A 21717-nucleotide genomic window follows, 5' to 3' on the forward strand; every position below is an offset into this window, starting at 1 on the left:
TATGGCGGGGTAGCTCAGTTGGTTAGAGCGCAGGACTCATAAGCCTGAGGTCGGTGGTTCGATCCCACTTCCCGCTACCAAATATTTTATAATTTATGTTTAACGTTTCGTGTATCCAACTTACATCGGATAACAATGTTTTTGCTAACTTAGAAAAAACAACAGATTTAATAATTAACTCTATTAAGAAAAAAGCTGATTTAATTATAACTCCTGAAAATACCTCTTTATTTACATTAGATCATAATGAGCTTCTAGAAAAAGCAGAAGATATGAATAATAATTTTTTTTTAGAATCAATAAGTAAGATTTCCAAAAGTTATAAAAAGTGGATTTTGATTGGATCATTACCAATTAAATTATCTAAAAAATTATTAGCAAATAGATCCGTTCTTTTTAATCCAAATGGAAAGATTACAAACTATTATGATAAAATTCATATGTTTGATGTTAAACTTTCAAAAAAAGAAAAATACGAAGAGTCTAAAAAATTTCTAGCTGGAAAAAGAAAAGTTTTAGCAAGATTGCCATGGGGATTAATGGGTTTTAGTATTTGTTATGATGTACGTTTCCCAAATTTATATAGAGAACTTGCAAAAAAAGGAGCAATTTTTATGACCGTTCCTTCAGCCTTTACAAAAACAACAGGTGAAAAACATTGGCACACATTATTAAAAGCAAGGGCAATTGAAAATTTTTCTTATATATTTGCAGCCGCACAAACAGGAAGGCACTACAACGATAGATTAACATTTGGTCATTCTTTAATAATTTCTCCAGATGGAGAAATATTGAAAGAAAAAGAAAAGGGGGAAGGTTTTATTATTGCTAGAATTGATGAAAATCTTCCAAATAAGTTAAGAGCTAAAATTCCAAGTCTTAAATCTAATTAATATTTTTTATAGCTTTTTACTTCAGAGATATTTGATTTTGTTAGGCTGTTAATTTTATTTTTAACTCGTGATCTCTCATCATTAGTAAAATATACTGCTCTTGCAAGTTTTATAAATTTATTTTCAAAATTTCTTTTTCTTTCACAATCTCTAATATCGTCTTCAATTTTCCACAGTTTTAGATTAATTGACTTAAGTTTTTTATATAATTTTGTAAGTGATTTAGATTTTTCAATATTTTCATCAACAGTTTCATGTAAAGAGCTTAGTTCTTTTAACACAATATTTCTTTTAGTTTTGTCTTTGATTTTATTTTTTTTTATCTCAAGAATTGAGATTTTATCAAATAATTCTCCAGCGGATATCTCAGAATAAATTTTTTTTGTAATTTTCATAATTAATCAATAATGTTCTTTTATAATATATGTCAAATATTTTAATAATAAAACTTGGATCTCTTGGTGATGTTGTTCAAATTTCTGGAGCTTTAAGAGATATAAGAGATCATCATAAGAATGAAAAAATTATAATTCTAACTACTTCTAAATATTTAAATTTGTTTAAAAATTGTCCTTATGTTGATGACTGTTTAGAAGATGAGAGATTACCTAGATATAATATATTTTATCTTTTAAGATTAAAAAAAATCATAAATTCTTTAAGTTTTAATAAGGTTTACGATTTACAAAATTCAAACAGAACAAATTTTTACAGAAAATTTCTTTTTAATATAAAAGACTGGTCATCTTCGAAAGATATTCCGTTAAATAAATATAATAATTCAGTATTACAAAGATTTGATGAACAGTTAAGAAAATCCAATATCCAAACTCATTACACTTTAAAACCTGATTTTAGCTGGGCAGCAGAACATGCAAATAATTATAATCTTGATAGTGATAAAAAATATATTTTATTTTTTCCTTTTTGTTCTAAAGATTTAATTCATAAACGATGGCCCTATTTTTCTGAATTAATAAATTTAATAAAACAAAACCATCCTCAATACGAATTAGTAGTTGCTCCTGGACCAGGTGAAATAGAAGAAGCTAAAAGTTTAAATATTAAAGTTGCCTTAAATAATAACTTACCATTAAATTTTTTTGAACTTGCATCTTTAATAAAAAAATCACATTTAGTTATTGCAAATGATACAGGCCCAGCTCATATGGCGGCTCATTTAGGCGCTAAAGGTTTTACATTATTTGGTCCTCATACCACCCCTGAAAAGGTTTCAATTGAGCGAGAAAAATTTATTGCTTTACAAACTACCGATTTAAGATCGCTTTTTGCTGACAGAGTTTATGCTTTAATTAAAAGTTCTATTATAGGTTAAGAAGATTTGCGTATTTTTTAATTATTTGTTTCCAATAGAATTGTTTAGAAAATTCTTTTGCATTTTTTCCAAATTCTAAATATTTTTTATTTTCAATAATATTTTTTAATGCATCGTAAATTTCAGAGTGGTCATACCCATTACATAATAAACCTGTTTCATTATGTTTAACTGCATCAGGAGCTCCACCATCTTTACCGGCAATCGATGGTATCCCATAACTTGCTGCTTCAATATAACTAATCCCAAATCCCTCAACTGAAGTCCCCTCAATTCTTGTTGGCATTAAAAAAATATTTGAGTTTTTTAGCAGAGCGTTCTTTAGTTCAAGGCTAATATTTTTAAGAAAAACTACATTATTTTCTAAATTAAGAGCTTTAGTAGTTTTTTTTAAATTTTCTTCTTCATCTCCGCTTCCAACAATCACATATTTAAAATTTGGATAAATTGCTTGAATATTCTTTAAAGCTAATAAAGAAAAATCTATCCCTTTTCTTTTATCAAATCTTGAAACAGTGATGATTTTGATATCAGAATTTTTAAATATATTTTTAGCCTGAAGATCTATTTCAGAGAGTATAGATTGAGGTTCGTTGATACCAGGATTTATCACATGAATTTTTTCATGATTACAACCTTTTTCAATTGCTAAGTTTTTTGTAAATAAAGAATTTGCAACAATAAATTTAGCTTTGGTCAATGAGATAACAGATCTTTTGTTTGTAAAACTTCCTAGTGAATGATTAATTTCTTTTCCATGGATTAGACATAAGATTGGAATTTTATTTGAAATATTTTCAGTGATTAACTCAATGCTTTTCCAGTGGTCAGCAACTATAGCTTTAACTGAATTATTTTTTATAAATTCTTTGAGAAGATTAAATTTTCTATATTTTTTTAATATTTTAAGTCCTCCCATTCTATTAGTTTCAAAGTTATTTTTTTTGTCATAAGTTTGATCTTCTGAAAATGAGTCTGCTAAAACTTTAATTGGGTGAAGATCGTTTAGATGAACTGCAAGACCGCCCATTAGATTTTGCATTCCACCAAGTTCAGGTGGATAGCTTCTGGTAGTTATAATAATCATTTAATTATTTTTTCCACTTAATATTACATCCCATACTTGGATACTGTTGTTTTGGACCATTTGAAGTTTTGGCTATTAATTCCATTGCATTTAAAAGATCATTTTTTCTTTCTAATGTTGGTTTAAGATTTTTCATTTCTGTAATTCTGCCGCGATATTGCAATTCACTATTTTTATTATATCCAAAAAAATCAGGAGTACATACTGCTCCATAATTACGAGCAACTTCTTGAGTTTCATCGTATAAGTATGAAAATTTAAAATTATTTAATTTTGAAAATTTTTTCATATTTTCAAAACTATCCTCAGGATAATTGTTTGCATCATTTGACATTATCGCAACTGAATTAATTCCAAACTTTGATATTTTGTTAGTTACATCTACTAATTCTTTAATTATAGCTTTTACGTAAGGACAGTGGTTGCAAATAAACATGATTAAAGTTCCGTTTTGACCTTTAATGTCTTTAAGAGAAATCAACGTTTCATTCGTTGATATTAATTTAAAATCTTTAATTTTTTCTCCAAAATTACACACTGGCGTTTCAGTGAGAGACATAATTTTATTTTACTATTTGGAATATTTGTTATGAATATAACATGATTTTTGAACTAGGTAATAAAAGAATAACTGGCGATAAAAATTATTGGATCGCCCCATCAGCAAATGTAATTGGCGATGTTACTTTAAAAAATGATTCTAGTGTTTGGTTCAATGCAGTTATTAGAGGAGATATTGAAAATATTACTGTGGGTGAGGGCAGTAATGTTCAGGACAATAGCGTCTTGCATACTGATAAGGGGTATCCATTAAAAATAGGTAAAATGGTAACCGTTGGTCATCTAGTTATGTTACACGGATGTACGATTATGGATAACAGTTTAATTGGTATTGGTTCAACAATTTTGAATAATAGTGTTATTGGAAATAACTGCATTATTGGTGCCAATAGTTTAATTACTGAAGGAAAAATAATTCCTGATAATTCTTTAGTTATGGGCAGTCCTGGCAAAGTAATTAGACAAGTTACTGAGCAAGAAAAGAAGGCAATTACTGAAAACGCTCAGCATTACATTGATAATTGGAAGAGATACGTAAAAGATCTTAAAAAAATTTAAGGTACCAACCAAGTACTTTTGTTTTCATCCAAAATAAATTTAGCCCGTCTATGTCCTTGGGATGCTAAATAAAGCCATTCAAAACTTTTAATTTTACTCTCAACAACACAAAAATTTTTATAGCCAGATTCACTTTGTTCAAGAGTTGGAAGATTGCCACCCATATCCTTTGACAAGTCAGAAGCAGATTCATTAATTAGATCACCAGGAGCTTGAGGAGATAGATAGCATTTTCTGCTCATCATTTGTGTTTTAGTCCAAGCTTGTTTTGTAATTTCATTATTCTTATGAATTGTTGCAATTCCTTCAGCACGAACCTGTATTTTTCTTTTTTTACTGTAGAATACGAAATAGATTTTTTTATTTTTTTTTAAATAATCAATTTTTGGAGATCTATAATCAGTATGAAATCTTAAAATATTATTATCTTTAAAGGCACCACGTAGTACAACTATTCTTCCATCCGCACCTTCTTCAGAATTAATAATAACTACCGGTAATCTGAAATCTTCTTCTCTTTCTGAGACTCCTTTTTGTAAAAGAATCCAAATCTCATCTAATATTAAATTAATATTATTATAATAATCTGGAATATTATTAATCACTCTTAAAAAATTATTTTTTTTTAAGTCGAGTAATTAAACTTGAAGTGTCAAATCGATTACCACCATTTTTTTGTACGTCGGAGTAATAACCGTCTATGATTTTAGTTATCGGTAGATCAGAACCATTATTTTTTGCTTCTTCCATAGCAATTCCTAAATCTTTTCTCATCCAATCAACTGCAAAACCAAAATCAAATTTATTTTGAATCATAGTTTTGTATCGATTTTCCATTTGCCAAGATTGCGCGGCGCCTTTTGATATAACTTCAATAACATCTTCCATGTTTAGTCCTGCATTTTGACCAAATCGAATTCCTTCAGATAAACCCTGAACTAATCCAACGATACAAATTTGATTAACCATTTTGGCAAGTTGACCACTTCCTGCAGGCCCTAGTACTTTCATCTTTTTGCTATAGCATTTAATGACATCCTGAGCTTTTTCAAAATCTTTATCTTCACCCCCAATCATTACGGTAAGTTGACCATTTTCAGCGCCAGCTTGACCACCAGAAACTGGAGCATCTAAAAAACCAAATCCTTTTTCTTTTGCAGCCTTAAATAATTCTCGAGCAATTTTTGCTGATGCAGTAGTGTTGTCAATAAATACTGCTCCTTTTTTAACAGAATGGAACGCACCCTCAGTTCCTAATGTTACCTCTTTTAAATCATTATCATTACCAACACAGCAAAATACAAAATCAGAATCTTTGCTTGCTTCTTTTGGAGTTTTAGCAAATTTTCCACCAAATTCTTTAACCCACTTTTCAGCTTTTGCAGTTGTTCTGTTATAAACTGTAACGTCATGACCTGCTTTTGCAATGTGACGCGCCATGGGATAACCCATTACACCAAGACCTAAAAAAGTAACTTTAGCCATTTATACTCCTACTAATAAGTTGTTAAATTAATCTGTTATAAATTTATTCTAAATCTATATAAAAACTTGATTTATTTAAGCATTAAGATTAAAAGGGTCAATTCAAATTATGGCAAGAGTAACTGTTGAGGACTGTTTACAGCAAGTTGATAACCAATACGATTTAGTCATTCTGGCTAAAGAAAGAACTTTACAATTAGGAGTGGGGGATGCCCCGCTTGTGCCAGTGGACAACGATAAACGAACAGTTTTGTCTTTAAGAGAAATTGCAGAAAAAAAGGTATCAATAAAAGATTTAGAGGAATCAACAATTGATCGTATGAGGGATCATCCAGATGACGCTGTTGAGCAAGAAGATTTTGATAGTCCAGATGGCGATTCTTTTGAAGATTTATATCAAGGAGAAGTTTCAAAATCAGGACAAGCAATACTTCCTTCTAAAAGATCTAGAAAAATTCCAGAACCTAAAGCTGGAGCAGAAAATGAAGCTATTGAGGCAGACGATGATGATCTTGATGATGATATAGCCTTAGACACAGCTTCTGAAAAAGAATCTACAGAAGATAAAGCTTAATTAAATTTTAATTTTAAAATCTTTTAAAATCTTTTTCCTGTGCTGGTTTAGCTCAGGAATTTCACCACGTGTTTTAGGGTCTTTATAATTAGACATTTTAATAGGATTTCCAGCCATTTTAAATTTTCCAATTTTTTTATGATTAGAGCTTACAATCATATTTCTAAATAAAATCTGCGGATTTTCTACCGCTTGCTTAATATTATAAATTGGACCACATGGAATATTCATTTTAGTAAATAGTTTAATCCAGTTTTCAGTTTCATCATTTATTAAATATTTTTCTAAGATTGATTTTAAATCTTCAGCGTTTGTGTTTCTAAGTTTATTACTTAAGAATCTATCGTCTTTAACATATTCTTTGCAACCTAAGGCATTACAAAGATTTTCAAATAATTTATCATTACCAGCTGCAATAATAATAAAACTGTCTTTTGTTTTATAAGCTTCAAAAGGTGTTATTGAGGGATGACGTGAACCCATAGGTTTTGGAATCTCACCATTACTAAAATATCTTGCGATTGCATTTTCTAAGATTGCAATTTGACAATCAAGCATCGACACATCAATTTTTGTACCTTTGCCTGTCTTTTCTCTATCAAATAAAGCTGCATTAATCCCAATTGTCGTAAAAAGACCTGCAGTAATATCACCAATTGATGTTCCAACCCTTGTTGGTTTTCCATCAGGCTGTCCTGTTACACTCATAAGGCCACCCATCCCCTGAACAACCATGTCGTAAGCTGGCAAACTTTTTAAAGGTCCTGTTTGTCCAAATCCTGAAGCGGATGCGTAAATTAATTTTGGATATTTTTTCTTTAAAATATTCCAAGAGTATCCCCATTTATCTAATGTTCCAGGTCTGAAATTTTCAACTAATACATCAGCTTTGGATAATATTTTTTCAAATATCTTTTTATCGTCTTTGTTTTTTAGATTGAGAGCAATACTTTCTTTGCCTCTGTTTAAGGACATAAAATAAGCTGAATAATCTTTAATAAATGGACCAAAACTTCTACTGTCGTCTCCTGTTTCGGGAGATTCAACTTTTATTACTCTAGCACCAAGGTCCGATAGAACCATAGTGCAATAAGGACCAACCAAAACCCTTGTTAAATCAAGGACTATAATACCCTTTAATGGTCCTGAATTATTTTTCATCTACAGAATATTACATTGACAAAGAACAACATTCAAATCAGAATATTTCCTCAAACAATTTTAAAGGAAGATCATGAAACTGAAACAGTACCTATCAATTGTTGTTAGTATTTTTTTCTTACTATCATCAAGCAACTCTTTTGCTCAGATCGTTTTAAAAGCATCTCATCAATTTCCAGGTGGAAAAGGTGATGCTAGAGATGAAATGGTTCAAATTCTTGCAAAAGAAGTTGAAAAAGCAAATGTTGGAGTAAAAATTCAAGTTTATCCAGGGCAATCACTTTATAAAGCCATGGAACAATACAAACCTTTAGTTGAAGGACAATTAGATATCACATCCTTACCGTTGGATTACGCTTCTGGTTTTCAACCAGCTTACAGCGCGACGTTGATGCCTGGTTTAGTTAAAAACCATTCTCATGCAGCAAGATTAAACACATCTGCATTCATGAAAGATATAAAAAAAATCATGAATGATGACGGAGTTATCGTATTAGCCGATGCTTGGCTTGCGGGTGGATTTGCTTCAAAAACTAAATGTATTACAAATCCAGAATCTGTAAAAGGACAAGTCACAAGAGCAGCTGGAAAAATGTTTGAAGCAATGTTAGTTGGAGCAGGCGCTTCTATCTCTTCAATGGCAAGTTCTGAAGTTTATCAAGGATTACAAAGTGGAGTTTTAACTGGTGTTAATACAAGTTCAGAAAGTTTTGTATCATTTAAACTTTTTGAACAAGTTAAATGTATTACTCCTCCAGGAAAATTTGCTTTATGGTTTATGTATGAGCCAGTCCTAATGTCAAAAAAATCATTTGATAAATTAAATGACAAGCAAAAAGAAGCGATTATTGCAGCAGGTAAAAAAGCAGAAGCTTACATGACTAAAGCAGCAGCTGGATTAGATACTAACATGGAAAAAGTATTTAAAGAAAAAGGCGTGCAAGTAGTTCAAATGACTGAAGCTGATTATAAAGCTTGGTTAGCAATTGCTAAACAAACTTCATACAAACAGTTTGCAGAAAAAGTTAAAGGCGGTGATAAGTTAATCGCAAAAGCTTTGGCAGTTAAATAAATTAAATTAGCCGGTGGATTAAAAATCCACCGGCTTTTTATAAATGTTCACATTTATAAGATTTGTTCATTCTCTCTCTAAAATTTGTGGGGTTATTTCTACAGCTTTAATTGCATCTGCGGTTTTAGTTACCACACAGATGGTTATAGTTAGATATCTTTTTAAAATGTCTACCGTTTGGCAAACAGAGTATGTAATTTTTTCATTAGCAGCGGCAACTTTTATTGGAGCGCCTTATGTTTTAATGAAGAAAGGCCACGTTAACGTTGATCTTATTCCTTATTATTTAAATCAAAAAGGCAAAAACATCCTAGCACTTGTAGCTGCAGTTTTGTCATTATTATTTTTAGTGGTTCTTCTTTATTCAAGTATACAATTAACGAGTCACGCATGGGTTAAAAATTTAAGAACTCCAACCATTTGGAGTTTTCCACTATGGAAAGTTTATATGTTTTTGCCTATTGGAATGGGAATAACGGTTCTTCAGTATTTAGCTGATATTTTTTCAGTAATTTATAAATATGAAAAAATGGAGAAAAATTAAAAAATGTCTCCTTTAATGCTTTCAGTTTGGATTATGGTTGCTACATTTGCAGTTCTTGCAACGGGAATACCTATAGCTTTTGGCCTTGCACTTGTTTCAACTGCTTTCTTCTTAGTAATCGAAGGAGTTGGTAGAGTTCCGCTTGTTGCTGAACAATTTTTTAATGGATTGCAAGATTTTGGAATTGTTACAATCCCTATGTTTTTACTTATGGGAATAGCAGTTGCGGCATCACCAGCTGGAAAAGATTTGTATTCAGCACTCGATCGTTGGTTAAATAAAGTTCCAGGCGGTTTAGTATTGTCAAATTTGGGAGCTTGTTCAATTTTTGCTGCTCTTTGTGGTTCGTCTCCAGCAACATGCGCTGCAATCGGAAAAATGGGTATTCCTGAAATGAGAAAAAGAGGTTATTCCGCAGAACTTTCAACAGGAACAATTTGCGCTGGAGGAACTTTAGGAATTTTAATTCCTCCAAGTATCACGATGATTATTTATGGAATTTCAACAGGAACATCCATTGGGAAATTATTTATCGCAGGAATAATTCCAGGAATTATGCTTACAGCTTTATTTATGGGTTGGGCTTATATTTATGCAAGAATAAATCGTGAGGGTACTGAGAAAGTTGAAATTCAAGAATATACTTGGAAAGAGAGATTTGAAATATTACCTAAAATTATTCCTTTTGTACTTTTGGTTGTTGGGGTTCTCTATGTCTTGTATGGGGGCATTGCAACACCAAATGAAGCTTCAGCTGTCGGAGCTTTAATCAGCGTTATACTGGTTGCAGTAGTTTATAAAATGTACAAACCAACAGATATCTGGAAAATTCTTACTGAGGCCATGTCAGAAAGTGTGATGCTGATGACAATTATTGCAGCATCTTTTTTATTTAGTTTTATTTTATCAAATCTTTATGTGACACAATCTCTTGCCAATGAGTTGGTTTCCATCGCTTCAAACAAATGGTTATTGATGCTTTATATTAATATATTTTTATTAATTGCAGGATGTTTTTTGCCTCCAGTTGCAATTATTTTAATGACTGCACCTATATTATATCCAATTTTAACTAGTGCGGGATTTGATCCTATTTGGTTTGGTGTGATAATGACAATTAATATGGAAATTGGTCTAATAACACCTCCAGTTGGACTTAATTTATTTGTAATACAAGGGATTGCTCCTGATATTTCTATAGGAAAAATATTAAAAGGATCTTTTCCTTTTGTATTATTAATGATTTTACAAATAGTTCTTCTTTGTATTTTTCCAGAAATTGCTACTTGGCTTCCAAAGGCTGTCATGAAATAAAACCTACATGTTAGGTTTAAAAAATTTTTTAACTCTTATTGCAGATAAAGGTAAGAAGTTAGTCACAGATTTATTTGTAAAAAAAAAAGATACAGTCGATCATTTAGTCGATTTGTGTGATGAACTTATTTCAGAAAGTGGAGTAGTTTCGGGGATTACTATAGCAAGAGAAATATTTATAATTTATGAAAAATTTAGTTTAGAAGAAAAAGAAAAATTTTTTTTAGTTTTCAACAAAAAATATAGACCTGATTATTCTACAATTAATAAAGCTTGCAGGGATTTTATCGACAGCAATAACGAAAAAAATTTATTAAATTTAAATCTAGCAGTTGAAGGAAAAAGACAAGAATTAATTAGAAGATTAAATTTAGCTCCAAATGGAACGCAGTACCTTGTTCATATGAGAGAAGATTTACTATATTTTTTAGCAAAAAACGAAAAATTACAAACTTTAGATAATGATTTTAAACATTTATTTAGATCATGGTTTAATCCTGGTTTTTTAAAGTTAGTTAGAATTCAAAAAGATACTGACTCTGACATTCTTCAAAGAATAATTAAGTATGAAAGAGTTCATGAGATTAAAAGTATCGAGTCTCTTTATAGAAGATTAGAAAATGATCGGCTATTTTTTGCTTATTTCCACCCCATTGTTGACAAAGAGCCATTAATTTTTGTTCAAGTTGCTTTAACAAAAGGTGTGGCAAATTCTATTCAAAAGATTACCGAAGGAGAGATTTCTAATTTATCCGATTACGATACCGCCAGTTTTTATTCAATTAGCAATGCAAGCAAAGGTTTACAAGGAATTACTTTAGGTAATTTTTTAATAAAAAGAGTTGTGTTTCAAATTCAACAAGAATTTCCAAAAATTAAAAATTTTTTTACTCTTTCTCCAATACCTGGATTTGCAAATTGGTTTATTCATCAATCTGATGATAAAATTAAAAAAATATTAAAAAGTTTTGATATAAGAAAACTATCTTTTTTAAAAGAACAGGGAGATATTAATTATAATCAGTATAAATTTGAAGAGATTAGAGAGCCATTAAAAAAGTTAGTTTATCATTATTTAGTTAATGAAAAAAAAGATAATAGACCTTTAAATGCTGTAGCTTATTTTCACTTTAATAATGGAGCAACACTTTACGATATTTTGTTAAATGCAAATCTTTCAATAAATGGCTATAAAGAGTCATTTGGAATAATGGTAAACTATCATTATGAACTTGAAAAAATAATTCAAAATCATGAAGATTTTGTTAAAAGTGGTAAAATTTCATTCTCTGAGAACTTAAAGGTCTATGTCAAAAATTAATAGAAAAGTTTGTGTTGCACCAATGATGGACTGCACCGATAGGCACGACAGATATTTTTTAAGATTAATAAGTAAAAATGTAATGCTTTATACAGAAATGGTAGCAACCGGCGCTATCTTAAAAGGAAAGCAACGAAATGTTTTAGAATTTAACGAGTTTGAAAAACCTGTAGCGCTTCAACTAGGTGGATCTTCAGTTAAAGAATTGTCAGAGTCGTCAAAGATTGCAGAAGATTATAATTATGATGAAATTAATTTAAATTTAGGTTGCCCTAGTAAAAAGGTTCAAAAAAATAAATTTGGTGCTTGTTTAATTAAAGAACCAGATTTAGTAGCAGAGTGTTTATTTGGAATGGTGAATGCAACGAAATTACCAGTTACGGTAAAAACAAGAATTGGTTTTGACGATGTTGAGAATTTTGAATATTTAGATAAATTTATAAAAAAAATTGCAAGCACTGGAGTCAAAACAGTTATCTTACATGCAAGAAAAGCTATTTTAAAAGGCTTGAGTCCTAGAGATAATTTAAGAATACCCAAATTGAATTATGAAATTGTAAAACAAATAAAAGATAATAATCCTAATTTAGAAATTATTATTAATGGAGGAATTTCAACTACAGAACAAATCAAAGAGCATTTAAATAATGTAGATGGGGTAATGATTGGCAGATCTATTTATCATTCACCTTACTTTTTAGCGGATATAGAAAAAGAAATATTTAATAATGAAAATATTCTAACTCGTGAAGAAATAGTAAAAAAAATTGTAGAATATTGTTTAACTGAAGTTAAGAAAGGAACGCGTGTTAACCAAGTTATGAGACATACTGTTGGTTTATTTCACGGAATTAGTGGTGCTAATTATTGGAAAAGATATTTAAGTGATAATATGCTCGTAAGAGATGCTGACATTAGTAAAGTCAATTATATGCTAGATATTGTTAAGCATAATTCAGTTAATATTATTCAAAAAAATTGATTAATTTACTGTCTCAAATAATTTAAATAATAATTGAGATATATGTTGCGGTTTTTGGTTTGAAAAATCAGAAATCTGATGTCTGCAACTTGTCCCATTCGCAATTATTATATCATCACTTTTAATCTCATTTTTAATTGTTGGTATTAAAGTTAAGTAAGCCATCTTTTTCGAAATATCATAATTTTTGACATCATAACCAAAAGATCCTGCCATACCACAACAACTTGTTTCAATTGGTTTATGTTTGATATTTAGTATAGTTAATAGTTCTAACAGTCCTTTTAATCTGTCTTGAGATTTTTGATGGCAGTGTCCGTGAACTAATACATTATTTGAAAATTTATTTGCTAGTATTTGTTTACCATCTTTTAATTGTTCTAATATAAATTCTTCAATTAAGTAAAACTTATTTGTAATTTTTTCCTTATTTTCAATATTTTTTAAAGATTTAAACTCATCATTAAATGTTAGTAGACAAGAAGGTTCAATGCCGACAATCGGTGTTGAAATATGATTATTGTTAATTATGTAATTTGTAAAACGTTGCATTTCAGCTTGCGCCTTATCTAATTGCCCATATGAAATATAGGTTCTTCCACAACATAAAGGTCTTTTCAAATTGTAATCATCAAAATTCGGAATAATAGCTTTATAGTCAAATTTATTTAGAACTTTAATCGCATAAATTAAATTTTGAATTTCAAAATTAATATTAAATGTATCTGCAAGCAAAATTACTTTTTTAGAGAATTTTTTTTGGGAGTAATAAATATCTTTAAGAGGATTAATATTTTGAACTTCTGGCATAGTTCGTTTTGTTGAAAGATTAAGTAACCATTCGATAAGATTGTTTATTAAAGGAATATTCTTAATTTTATTAAAAATTGGCGCAATCATTTTAATAAACCAAATATTTTTTGGCATATTTGAAATAATTTTATCTTTTAATTTCATTGAAAATTTTTTGTAGTAATGAAACAAAAATTCGCTTTTCATTTTTGAAATATCTACACTCATCGGACATTCTCTTTGACACGCTTTGCAACCTACACATAATTCCATGGTTTCAAACATTTCTTTTGAAACAAAAGAATTTTTTGGCAATTGATTGGAAAGCGCCAAACGTAATGTGTTTGCTCTACCCCTTACTAAATTTTTTTCTTCTTTAGTTACTCTGTAAGAAGGACACATGACGCCTGAGTCTAATTTTCTGCAGGCGCCGTTGTTATTGCACATTTCAACTGCATCGGAAAATTCTCCCCAATTAGACCAGTCATAATGAGTGTTGATTTTTTCAGTCTTATAATCTGCTTTGTAACGCATTAAAGACCTATCATTTTGCTTGTAAGATCTGACAATTTTATGTGGATTAAATATACTTTTTTGATCAAATAAATCTTTCACACTCTCAAAAGCATTTACTAATTTTTTGCCAAACATCATTTCATGAAATTCGGAGCGTAATATACCATCACCGTGTTCGCCTGAGTGAGCACCTTTATACTCTTTAACCATTTGAAATGCTTCTTCAGTAATACTTCGCATATTTTTAATATCTTTATCTGATTTCATATTAATAATTGGTCTTACATGTAATGTACCAACAGAAGCGTGCGCATAAAACATTCCACTAGTATTATATTTTTTAAATACTTCGTTTAATCTTGTTGTGTAATCTGCAAGATGCTCAAGCGAAACAGCGCAATCTTCGATAAAGGCAACTGGTTTTCTATCTCCTTTAAGTGACATTAAAATGTTAAGGCCAGCTTTTCTCATCTCAAATATTTCTTTTTGATCAGCTAAATTTTCATAAAATGAAAAAGAATTATTTTTATTTTGAGAAAGAATTAAATATTCTAAATCTTTAATTTTATTTTTTACTTCATTTAAATTGTCATCAATAAATTCAACCATTAATACGGCTTGAGGGTTACCTTGAAAGTATTTTTTTATTGACCCTTGAAACATTGGAATCATTTTTGCAAGATTTAAAAGGTTGTCATCCATTAATTCAACGGCCGTTGGTTTTAATTTTACAATTTCTTTAGTAATTTCCATTGCTTGTCTAAAGTTTTGAAATGCACAAAGTCCTAACATTTTTTGCTTTGGAATGGGGGAGAGTTTTATTTTTACTTTATTAAATAGTGATAATGTACCTTCTGACCCAACTAAGATATTTGAAGCGTTAAAACCATTTGGATTAATAAGATCAAGATTATATCCGCCTACACGTCTTTGGGTTTTAGGAAAATTTTCGTTTATTTCTTGTTTGTTATTCTGATAAATTCTAATAAGTTCTTCTATAATTTTATATTGTCTATTCTGGTTATTTTTAGTGACAAGATAATCTTTATTAATATTTTCAAACGTATGAAGTGATCCATCGTCAAGAATAGCTTCTACGGCCTCAACATTATGAACCATGTTGCCATAATAAAGCGACCTTGATCCACAACTATTATTTCCTGTCATTCCGCCAATCGTTGCTCTACTACTAGTAGATACATCAACCGGAAAACATAAATCATATTTTTTTAAATGCGCATTTAATTGATCAAGCACTAATCCAGGCTGAACCCATGCTGTTTTTTCATTTAAATTTACATCTAAGATTTGATTTTGAAATTTTGAATAATCGAGAACAATACATTCACCAACCGTTTGACCGCATTGTGAACTGCCAGCTCCTCGCGGTAAGATAGGAAGTTGATTTAATTTACAATATTCAAGAATGTTTAATACATCATTAGTATCTTTAGGAATTGTTACGACAATAGGGGTTATTTGATAAATGGAAGCATCAGTGCTGTATCGCCCTCTTGAAAATTCATCAAATAAGACCTCTCCTTTAACAAGAGATTGAAGTTCTTTTCCTATTTTTGAAATTGTATTTTGATTTAATTTCATATTTAATCAATTTTTTCAAAATTAATTATATATAGCTTTATGTCAAAATCGAACTCTTTAAGACCAGGTAAACATTTATTACAAATTCCAGGACCAACAAATATTCCAGATCGAGTGTTGCGAGCAATGAGCTATCCAACAATTGATCATCGTGGTCCTGATTTTGCAGAAATTGCAAAAAGAGTTTTAGATAGAATTAAAAGTATTTTTAAAACAACTCAGCCTGTGGTTATGTTTCCAGCCTCTGGAACTGGTGCTTGGGAAGCAGCAATTGTAAATACTCTTAATCCAAAAGATAAAATACTAATGTTCGAAACAGGGCAATTTTCTTTTTTATGGGCAGAACAAGCAAAAAAATTATCTTTAGATGTAGATTTTGTTCCCGGCGACTGGCGACATGGAGCAGATCCAAAAATAGTTGAACAAAAATTAAGTCAGGATAAATCTCACAAAATAAAAGCTGTGCTTGTACTTCACAATGAAACAGCAACTGGAGTTGTGAGTAATATTAGCAAGATTAGAAAAGCAATGGATAGCGCAAAGCATCCAGCGCTTTTATTAGTTGATACTATTTCATCTCTAGCATCAATTGATTATCGTCATGACGAGTGGAAAGTTGATGTTACAGTTGGAGGATCACAAAAAGGATTATTATTACCACCAGGACTTTCTTTTAATGCTATTAGTCAAAAAGCATTAGATGCGCATTCAAAATCAACTATGCAAAAAGCATATTGGGATTGGAAACCAATGTTGGAAAATAATAAAAATGGATTCTTTCCATATACGCCTGCAACTAATTTAGTTTTTGGACTTGATGAAGCATTAAATATGTTAATGGAAGAAGGATTAGAAAATGTATTTAAACGTCATACAAAACTTGCAGAAGCTACAAGAATTGCAGTCAAAGCTTGGGGATTAGAAATTTTAGCAAAAAACCCTGAAGAATATTCAAATACTATTACCGCAGTGCTGCTACCAGAAGGTCATGATGCAGATAATTTAAGAAAAATTATTTTAGATGATTATAATATGTCTTTAGGTATGGGTCTTAATAAAATTAAAGGTAAGGTTTTTAGGATTGGTCATTTAGGTGATTTTAATGACCTTATGTTACTTGGAGCACTAGCTGGAGTGGAAATGGGTCTTAAAAAATCTAAGATTCCATTCAAATCTGGCGGAATATTGTCTGCTATGGATTATCTTTCAAAGTAGATTTTGTTAGTTTAATTAGTTACTATAATCTTAATAAAATTAAAAATAAGGGGATACTACAATGTTATTAAAAAAACTTTTTGCAGTTATTATTTCATTTTGTCTTGTAAGTTTTTCAGTTAGTGCACTTGAAATTAAAATTGGTCACGTTGGAGAGCCAGGATCTTTATTTAATGATTCAGCTGAACATTTTGCAAAACTTGCCAATAGTAAATTAGGTTCGAAAGCTAAAGTTGTAAATTTTGGTTCTAGTCAATTAGGTAGCGACAAAGAAATGATGCAAAAAGTTAAACTTGGAACATTAGAAATGGCGCTTCCATCAACATTTATGTCCACAGTTCATGATGAGTTTGGAGTTTTTGAAATGCCATATATTATTAAGGATAGAAATCACATGTCTAAAGTCACAAAAGATGTGGTTAATCCAATCCTTTCAAAAAATTTAGAAGAAAAAACTGGATACAAAGTCTTAGCTGTCTGGGAAAATGGATTTAGACAAATTACAAATAACAAAAAGCCAATTGATGTACCAAATGATTTAAAAGGAATTAAATTAAGAGTTCCTGAAGGAAAATGGAGAGTAAAAATGTTCCAAGCATATGGAGCAAATCCAACTCCAATGGCATTTGGAGATGTTTTTGTAGCTCTTAAAACAGGAACAATTGATGGACAAGAAAATCCTTACACTCAAATTACAAGCGCAAAATTTCATGAAGTACAAAAGTTTTTAAGTGTAACAAACCATGTTTACACCCCAGCTTTTGTTGTAGTGCATAAAGATGCTTGGAATAAACTACCGGAAGATGTAAGAAAAATTATAGAACAAGCTGCAAAAGATACTCAGCCGTTTGTATATAAAAGAGCTGCTGAAATGGAAGTTTCTTTATTAAAAGTTGTTAAAGATGCTGGTGTTAAAGTGAACACTGCAAATAGAGATGCTTTTGTTAAAGCAAGTGATCCAATTTATAAAGAATTTGCTACAGATGTTAAATCTGGATCAACGCTTGTTTCAAAAATATTAGATTTAGCTAAAACTAAGTAATTCTTAGTTTGACATTAAAATGATCTCTGCTTTTTCAGTAAAAGCATACGATAAATATTTGCAATATTTTTTATTTTTGCAAATGATTTTTTTATCAGTAACTGTAGTTGTGGGAGTTTGTTTTAGATGGTCTGGTCATTCTTTAGTTTGGTATGATGAAGTCGCAGGAATTCAACTTGCTTGGATTACTTATTTTGGCTCCGCCTATGCTTCTTTAAAAGGTTTGCACATCGGAATGCCTACCTTAATTAAAGTTTTTCCAAAAGATATTAGAAAAATTTTATTTGTTCTCTCTAAAATAATTATTTTACTATTTTTTATAATTTTATCTTATTATGGAACTAAAGTTATTATTGCTTTACGTGGAGATACTTTAGTAACTCTAGATTGGATTCCTCAATCTTTTGTACAATCAGTAATTCCAGTTTCTTCTATTTTAATTATTTTCTCTGAGTTTTTTTCTTATAAACAATCGTATGAACAAACAATGAAAGATTAAATGTTAGTATTATTATTGTTTGTAGTTTTATTATTTTTACTTTTTATAAATATTCCTATCGCGATAAGTATAGCGGTTGCAACGATAGTAGCGATGGTTGCAAAAACTGGACCACAATATTTGATTAACACAGCTCTTGCTATGTTTAATGGAGCAAAAAGCTTTCCGTTGATTGCTATCCCATTATTTATTTTAGCAGGAGCGATAATGAATAGTTCTGGTATTTCAAGAAGATTGATTGCCTTTGCTTCAGCTTTAGTAGGTTTTATTAAAGGTGGTTTAAGTATGATTACTATTGCAACATCAATGTTTTTTGCTGAAATATCTGGCTCGGCTGTAGCCGATGCGTCAGCATTAGGTTCAATTTTAATTCCAGCAATGAAAAATAAAGGCTATTCGTCAGAATATGCCGCTTCAGTTGTTTCATCCGCATCATCCCTTGCAATCATAATTCCACCATCTATTCCAATGATTCTATATGCGGTCATAGCAGGTTGTTCAGTGGAGCAATTATTTGTTGCAGGATTTATTCCAGGATTTTTAGGTGGTTTTTTAATGATGGCAGCATCTTATATTTATGCAAAAAGAAAAAATTTACCAATTGAAGAAGCTTTTAATATTAAAAATTTAAAAAAAACTGCAAAAGATGCTGCATTTGCTTTTACATTACCAATAATAATTTTAGGTGGAATATTTGGTGGATTTGTAACAGCTACAGAAGGCGCTGGTTTAGCAGTAGTAGCGGCATTAATTATAGCAATAATTTATAAAGAATTTAACTTAAAACAATTTTTTGATGCAACAATTGAAGGAGGCTCTCAAACTGCGACTGTAATGTTATTAGTTGCGTCCTCAATGTTGTTAGGTGAATTCTTAACAATAGAACAAATTCCACAAAAAATTGCTTTATCATTAACAACACTGACAGATAATAAATATTTAATATTAGCAATATTAAATATTTTTTTATTTATTATTGGTTTCTTTTTACATTCAGCAGCTGCAATTATTTTAGTTGTTCCTGTGGTTATGCCCTTAATCACTAGCTTAGGCATAGATCCTGTTCATTTTGGTATTATTGTTACTTTAAATTTGGCCATCGGCCAACAAACACCACCAGTTGCAAGTGTTCTTGCAGTAGCCTGTTCTATAGCAAAAACTGATATGTGGGCAGCATCTAAAGTTAATATTTTCTTTGTGGGTGTGTTAGTTTTTGTATTATTACTTTCAACTTACGTTCCTATAGTACCAATGTCTTTGGTAAATTATTTTTATAGATAAAAAATGTCAAAATTAATTATACAAAAAGAAATTAACGATCATATAATTGAGTTATCATTAAATCGACCTGAAAAACTAAATGCACTAACAAAGCCAATGTGGAAAGAATTAGGGATTAGATTTAAAAAATTATCTATAAATAAAAATTTAAGATGTATTATTATAAGAGGAAAAGGTGGAAAATCTTTTTCACCTGGAAATGATATTGGAGAATTTGAAACTGAGAGGTCAAACAGTAAACAGTCAAAAGATTATGGAAAGTTTTTACATTCAACTTTAGCAGCTATAATAAATTGTCCTATTCCAACAGTTGCATTAATCGAGGGTATTTGTGTAGGTGGGGGTTTAGAAATAGCTTCTTGTTGTGATATTAGAATTTGCGGTCAATCATCAAGATTTGGAGTACCAATTAATAGATTAGGTTTAACAATGGCTCCAAGAGAAATGCAACCCTTAATTAATTTAGTTGGAAAAAACGTAGCTCTAGAAATTTTATTAGAGGGAAGGGTTTTTGATGCAACTGAGGCATTGCAAAAAGGTTTAGTTAGCAGAATTGTTTCAGATAATGATGTAGAAAAAGAGGCTTACGAAACTGCATATCGAATTGCAGATGGCGCTCCGTTAGTAGCCCGATGGCATAAAAAATTTTCAAAAGAGATTTCAAATAATGAAAAAATTACTGATAAAATAAATGATAGAGGGTATGAATGTTATGATACTGAGGATTTCAATATTGGCTATAAGTCATTTCTAAATAAAACAAAGCCAAAATTTAAAAATAAATAATTATGCCAGGACCAATTCATGGCATTAAAGTCCTCGAATTAGCACAAATAATGGCTGGACCGACTTGTGGTCTCTTGCTCGCAGATCTCGGCGCTGATGTTGTCAAAATTGAGAGAATTCCTGACGGTGATGATACTAGACGCTTCTCACCCCCTGAAATTAATGGAGAAGCTGCAGCCTTTATGACCATGAATAGAAATAAAAAAGGTTTCGCTTTAGATTTAAAAACTAAAGAAGGAAAAGAAGTTTTCAAAAGAATGGCAAAAAAAGCAGATGTGGTCATTGAAAATTTTAGAAAAGGAACCTTAGAAAAATTAGGAATTGGTTATGAAGAACTTAAAAAAATAAATCCTAAAATTATTCTTTGCGAAATATCAGGATATGGAAGAACAGGACCATATGCTGATCAAGGAGGATTTGATTTAGTGGCGCAAGGAATGTCAGGACTTATGAGTATTACAGGAGAAAGCTCAGACAAACCTCCAATGAAAGTCGGTGCGCCTATCACAGATATTACTGCTGGTATATTAGGAGCTACTGGAGTACTTGCTGCAATAATTCATCGAGATAAAACTGGTGAGGGGCAAAGAGTTGATACTTCTTTATACGAAGCTGGAATTATTCATACATACTGGCAATCTGCCATCACTAGTGCAACTGGAAAATCACCAGGACCTTTGGGTTCTGCACATCCATTAACTGCTCCTTACCAAGCTTTTAAAACAAAAGATAAATGGATTACAGTTGGTGCATCTAATCAGAATAACTGGATAAATCTAATTGATGCTTTGGGAAGAAAAGATTTACAAGAAGATAAAAGATTTAATAGTAATATTAATCGCATGAAAAACTTAGAGTCACTTATTGAAATTTTAAATAAAGAGATGATAAAAAAAACATCCGATGAATGGTTAAAAGTATTTAATCAAAAAGGGTTACCTTGTGGACCAATTAATACTATCGAAGAAATGTTTGAAGACTCTCAAACAAAACATAGAGAGATGATTATTGAAGTTAAAAATTTAAAAGCAGGTAAATTTAAATCAATTGGTATGCCAATTAAATTTTCAAAATCAAAATCTGACAAATCTAAAGC

The 21717-nt window shown here is 30.4% G+C and carries 22 protein-coding genes and 1 tRNA gene; 16 read left to right on the forward strand and 7 right to left on the reverse strand.

Annotated elements, in window-relative coordinates:
- Nucleotides 1–3 precede the first annotated feature (3 nt).
- Both AC8IGH_RS02625 and AC8IGH_RS02630 read left to right on the forward strand, forming a co-directional pair.
- Nucleotides 4–80 (forward strand) — tRNA-Met (locus tag AC8IGH_RS02625).
- A 15-nt stretch (nt 81–95) separates the two neighbouring features.
- On the forward strand, nt 96–893 hold the full coding sequence (locus tag AC8IGH_RS02630; protein ID WP_507419165.1) for a nitrilase-related carbon-nitrogen hydrolase: 798 nt from the start codon (nt 96–98) through the stop codon (nt 891–893).
- On the opposite strand, the gene AC8IGH_RS02635 is transcribed toward AC8IGH_RS02630, so the two are convergent.
- On the reverse strand, nt 890–1288 hold the full coding sequence (locus tag AC8IGH_RS02635) for a DUF6165 family protein (protein ID WP_507419166.1): 399 nt from the start codon (nt 1286–1288) through the stop codon (nt 890–892). The genes AC8IGH_RS02630 and AC8IGH_RS02635 overlap by 4 nt on opposite strands.
- A gap of 29 nt (nt 1289–1317) precedes the next feature.
- Between AC8IGH_RS02635 and AC8IGH_RS02640 the strand changes: the two genes are divergently transcribed.
- Nucleotides 1318–2229, forward strand: coding sequence for a glycosyltransferase family 9 protein (locus AC8IGH_RS02640; RefSeq protein ID WP_507419167.1), 912 nt, complete (start codon nt 1318–1320; stop codon nt 2227–2229).
- Here the strand turns inward: AC8IGH_RS02640 and AC8IGH_RS02645 are convergent.
- Together AC8IGH_RS02645 and AC8IGH_RS02650 are read right to left on the reverse strand one after the other, a co-directional pair.
- Nucleotides 2219–3316, reverse strand: coding sequence for a glycosyltransferase family 4 protein (locus AC8IGH_RS02645; protein ID WP_507419168.1), 1098 nt, complete (start codon nt 3314–3316; stop codon nt 2219–2221). The two genes, AC8IGH_RS02640 and AC8IGH_RS02645, sit on opposite strands and share 11 nt — an antisense overlap.
- Before the next feature lie 4 nt (nt 3317–3320).
- Nucleotides 3321–3875, reverse strand: coding sequence for a thioredoxin family protein (locus tag AC8IGH_RS02650; RefSeq protein ID WP_507419169.1), 555 nt, complete (start codon nt 3873–3875; stop codon nt 3321–3323).
- Nucleotides 3876–3916: 41 nt separating this feature from the next.
- Here AC8IGH_RS02650 and AC8IGH_RS02655 point away from each other — a divergent pair, with 41 nt between their 5' ends.
- Nucleotides 3917–4435: a gamma carbonic anhydrase family protein gene (locus tag AC8IGH_RS02655; protein ID WP_507419170.1), complete on the forward strand. Its 519-nt coding sequence runs from the start codon at nt 3917–3919 to the stop codon at nt 4433–4435.
- On the opposite strand, the gene AC8IGH_RS02660 is transcribed toward AC8IGH_RS02655, so the two are convergent.
- Together AC8IGH_RS02660 and AC8IGH_RS02665 are read right to left on the reverse strand one after the other, a co-directional pair.
- Nucleotides 4432–5040: a pyridoxamine 5'-phosphate oxidase family protein gene (locus tag AC8IGH_RS02660; RefSeq protein ID WP_507419171.1), complete on the reverse strand. Its 609-nt coding sequence runs from the start codon at nt 5038–5040 to the stop codon at nt 4432–4434. The two genes, AC8IGH_RS02655 and AC8IGH_RS02660, sit on opposite strands and share 4 nt — an antisense overlap.
- Before the next feature lie 10 nt (nt 5041–5050).
- Nucleotides 5051–5920, reverse strand: a complete 870-nt coding sequence (locus tag AC8IGH_RS02665; RefSeq protein ID WP_507419172.1) for an NAD(P)-dependent oxidoreductase — start codon at nt 5918–5920, stop codon at nt 5051–5053.
- A gap of 109 nt (nt 5921–6029) precedes the next feature.
- On the opposite strand from AC8IGH_RS02665, the gene rpoZ reads away from it, so the two are divergent.
- Nucleotides 6030–6494 (forward strand): DNA-directed RNA polymerase subunit omega, encoded by a 465-nt coding sequence (rpoZ, locus tag AC8IGH_RS02670; RefSeq protein WP_507419173.1) that lies wholly within the window; start codon nt 6030–6032, stop codon nt 6492–6494.
- Here rpoZ and AC8IGH_RS02675 read toward each other — a convergent pair whose 3' ends face one another.
- Nucleotides 6495–7655 (reverse strand): CaiB/BaiF CoA transferase family protein, encoded by a 1161-nt coding sequence (locus tag AC8IGH_RS02675; protein ID WP_507419174.1) that lies wholly within the window; start codon nt 7653–7655, stop codon nt 6495–6497.
- Between the two features lie 73 nt (nt 7656–7728).
- On the opposite strand from AC8IGH_RS02675, the gene dctP reads away from it, so the two are divergent.
- The 5 genes from dctP to dusA are packed head-to-tail and all read left to right on the forward strand — an operon-like array spanning nt 7729 to nt 12888.
- The gene (gene dctP / locus AC8IGH_RS02680; RefSeq protein WP_507419175.1) at nt 7729–8727 is read left to right on the forward strand and encodes a TRAP transporter substrate-binding protein DctP; all 999 of its coding nucleotides are present in this window, start codon (nt 7729–7731) and stop codon (nt 8725–8727) included.
- 43 nt (nt 8728–8770) lie between these two features.
- Nucleotides 8771–9271, forward strand: coding sequence for a TRAP transporter small permease (locus AC8IGH_RS02685; RefSeq protein WP_507419176.1), 501 nt, complete (start codon nt 8771–8773; stop codon nt 9269–9271).
- Between the two features lie 3 nt (nt 9272–9274).
- Nucleotides 9275–10585 (forward strand): TRAP transporter large permease, encoded by a 1311-nt coding sequence (locus AC8IGH_RS02690; protein ID WP_507419177.1) that lies wholly within the window; start codon nt 9275–9277, stop codon nt 10583–10585.
- 7 nt (nt 10586–10592) lie between these two features.
- Nucleotides 10593–11906, forward strand: coding sequence for a malonyl-CoA decarboxylase domain-containing protein (locus tag AC8IGH_RS02695; protein ID WP_507419178.1), 1314 nt, complete (start codon nt 10593–10595; stop codon nt 11904–11906).
- Nucleotides 11893–12888 (forward strand): tRNA dihydrouridine(20/20a) synthase DusA, encoded by a 996-nt coding sequence (dusA, locus tag AC8IGH_RS02700; RefSeq protein ID WP_507419179.1) that lies wholly within the window; start codon nt 11893–11895, stop codon nt 12886–12888. Before AC8IGH_RS02695 ends, dusA begins: the two co-directional genes overlap by 14 nt.
- On the opposite strand, the gene AC8IGH_RS02705 is transcribed toward dusA, so the two are convergent.
- A complete protein-coding gene (locus AC8IGH_RS02705) occupies nt 12889–15798 on the reverse strand; it encodes an FAD-binding and (Fe-S)-binding domain-containing protein (RefSeq protein ID WP_507419180.1) in 2910 nt (969 codons plus the stop codon). It lies immediately after the preceding gene.
- Between the two features lie 39 nt (nt 15799–15837).
- On the opposite strand from AC8IGH_RS02705, the gene AC8IGH_RS02710 reads away from it, so the two are divergent.
- The 6 genes from AC8IGH_RS02710 to AC8IGH_RS02735 form a co-directional block, all read left to right on the forward strand.
- Complete coding sequence (locus AC8IGH_RS02710; RefSeq protein WP_507419181.1) at nt 15838–17013, forward strand: pyridoxal-phosphate-dependent aminotransferase family protein; 1176 nt, start codon at nt 15838–15840, stop codon at nt 17011–17013.
- Between the two features lie 61 nt (nt 17014–17074).
- A complete protein-coding gene (locus tag AC8IGH_RS02715) occupies nt 17075–18055 on the forward strand; it encodes a TRAP transporter substrate-binding protein (RefSeq protein ID WP_507419182.1) in 981 nt (326 codons plus the stop codon).
- 19 nt (nt 18056–18074) lie between these two features.
- On the forward strand, nt 18075–18554 hold the full coding sequence (locus tag AC8IGH_RS02720; RefSeq protein ID WP_507419183.1) for a TRAP transporter small permease: 480 nt from the start codon (nt 18075–18077) through the stop codon (nt 18552–18554).
- Nucleotides 18555–19835 (forward strand): TRAP transporter large permease, encoded by a 1281-nt coding sequence (locus tag AC8IGH_RS02725; RefSeq protein ID WP_507419184.1) that lies wholly within the window; start codon nt 18555–18557, stop codon nt 19833–19835.
- 3 nt (nt 19836–19838) lie between these two features.
- Nucleotides 19839–20621, forward strand: a complete 783-nt coding sequence (locus AC8IGH_RS02730; RefSeq protein WP_507419185.1) for an enoyl-CoA hydratase/isomerase family protein — start codon at nt 19839–19841, stop codon at nt 20619–20621.
- A 2-nt stretch (nt 20622–20623) separates the two neighbouring features.
- Nucleotides 20624–21717 (forward strand): CaiB/BaiF CoA transferase family protein (locus tag AC8IGH_RS02735; RefSeq protein WP_507419186.1); only part of this gene is annotated, 1094 nt, incomplete at its 3' end.

Source organism: Candidatus Allofontibacter sp., from assembly GCF_038145245.1.
Classification (GTDB): domain Bacteria; phylum Pseudomonadota; class Alphaproteobacteria; order Pelagibacterales; family Pelagibacteraceae; genus Fontibacterium.

Coding starts and splice junctions, on each gene's coding strand:
- AC8IGH_RS02685 (WP_507419176.1), top strand. CDS start 8,771: ATGTTCACATTTATAAGATTTGTTCATTCTCTCTCTAAAATTTGTGGG.
- AC8IGH_RS02635 (WP_507419166.1), bottom strand. CDS start 1,288: ATGAAAATTACAAAAAAAATTTATTCTGAGATATCCGCTGGAGAATTA.
- AC8IGH_RS02650 (WP_507419169.1), bottom strand. CDS start 3,875: ATGTCTCTCACTGAAACGCCAGTGTGTAATTTTGGAGAAAAAATTAAA.
- AC8IGH_RS02655 (WP_507419170.1), top strand. CDS start 3,917: ATGATTTTTGAACTAGGTAATAAAAGAATAACTGGCGATAAAAATTAT.
- AC8IGH_RS02665 (WP_507419172.1), bottom strand. CDS start 5,920: ATGGCTAAAGTTACTTTTTTAGGTCTTGGTGTAATGGGTTATCCCATG.
- AC8IGH_RS02720 (WP_507419183.1), top strand. CDS start 18,075: ATGATCTCTGCTTTTTCAGTAAAAGCATACGATAAATATTTGCAATAT.
- AC8IGH_RS02725 (WP_507419184.1), top strand. CDS start 18,555: ATGTTAGTATTATTATTGTTTGTAGTTTTATTATTTTTACTTTTTATA.
- AC8IGH_RS02640 (WP_507419167.1), top strand. CDS start 1,318: ATGTCAAATATTTTAATAATAAAACTTGGATCTCTTGGTGATGTTGTT.
- AC8IGH_RS02715 (WP_507419182.1), top strand. CDS start 17,075: ATGTTATTAAAAAAACTTTTTGCAGTTATTATTTCATTTTGTCTTGTA.
- AC8IGH_RS02675 (WP_507419174.1), bottom strand. CDS start 7,655: ATGAAAAATAATTCAGGACCATTAAAGGGTATTATAGTCCTTGATTTA.
- AC8IGH_RS02705 (WP_507419180.1), bottom strand. CDS start 15,798: ATGAAATTAAATCAAAATACAATTTCAAAAATAGGAAAAGAACTTCAA.
- AC8IGH_RS02710 (WP_507419181.1), top strand. CDS start 15,838: ATGTCAAAATCGAACTCTTTAAGACCAGGTAAACATTTATTACAAATT.
- AC8IGH_RS02645 (WP_507419168.1), bottom strand. CDS start 3,316: ATGATTATTATAACTACCAGAAGCTATCCACCTGAACTTGGTGGAATG.
- AC8IGH_RS02690 (WP_507419177.1), top strand. CDS start 9,275: ATGTCTCCTTTAATGCTTTCAGTTTGGATTATGGTTGCTACATTTGCA.
- dctP (WP_507419175.1), top strand. CDS start 7,729: ATGAAACTGAAACAGTACCTATCAATTGTTGTTAGTATTTTTTTCTTA.
- AC8IGH_RS02630 (WP_507419165.1), top strand. CDS start 96: ATGTTTAACGTTTCGTGTATCCAACTTACATCGGATAACAATGTTTTT.
- AC8IGH_RS02695 (WP_507419178.1), top strand. CDS start 10,593: ATGTTAGGTTTAAAAAATTTTTTAACTCTTATTGCAGATAAAGGTAAG.
- rpoZ (WP_507419173.1), top strand. CDS start 6,030: ATGGCAAGAGTAACTGTTGAGGACTGTTTACAGCAAGTTGATAACCAA.
- dusA (WP_507419179.1), top strand. CDS start 11,893: ATGTCAAAAATTAATAGAAAAGTTTGTGTTGCACCAATGATGGACTGC.
- AC8IGH_RS02730 (WP_507419185.1), top strand. CDS start 19,839: ATGTCAAAATTAATTATACAAAAAGAAATTAACGATCATATAATTGAG.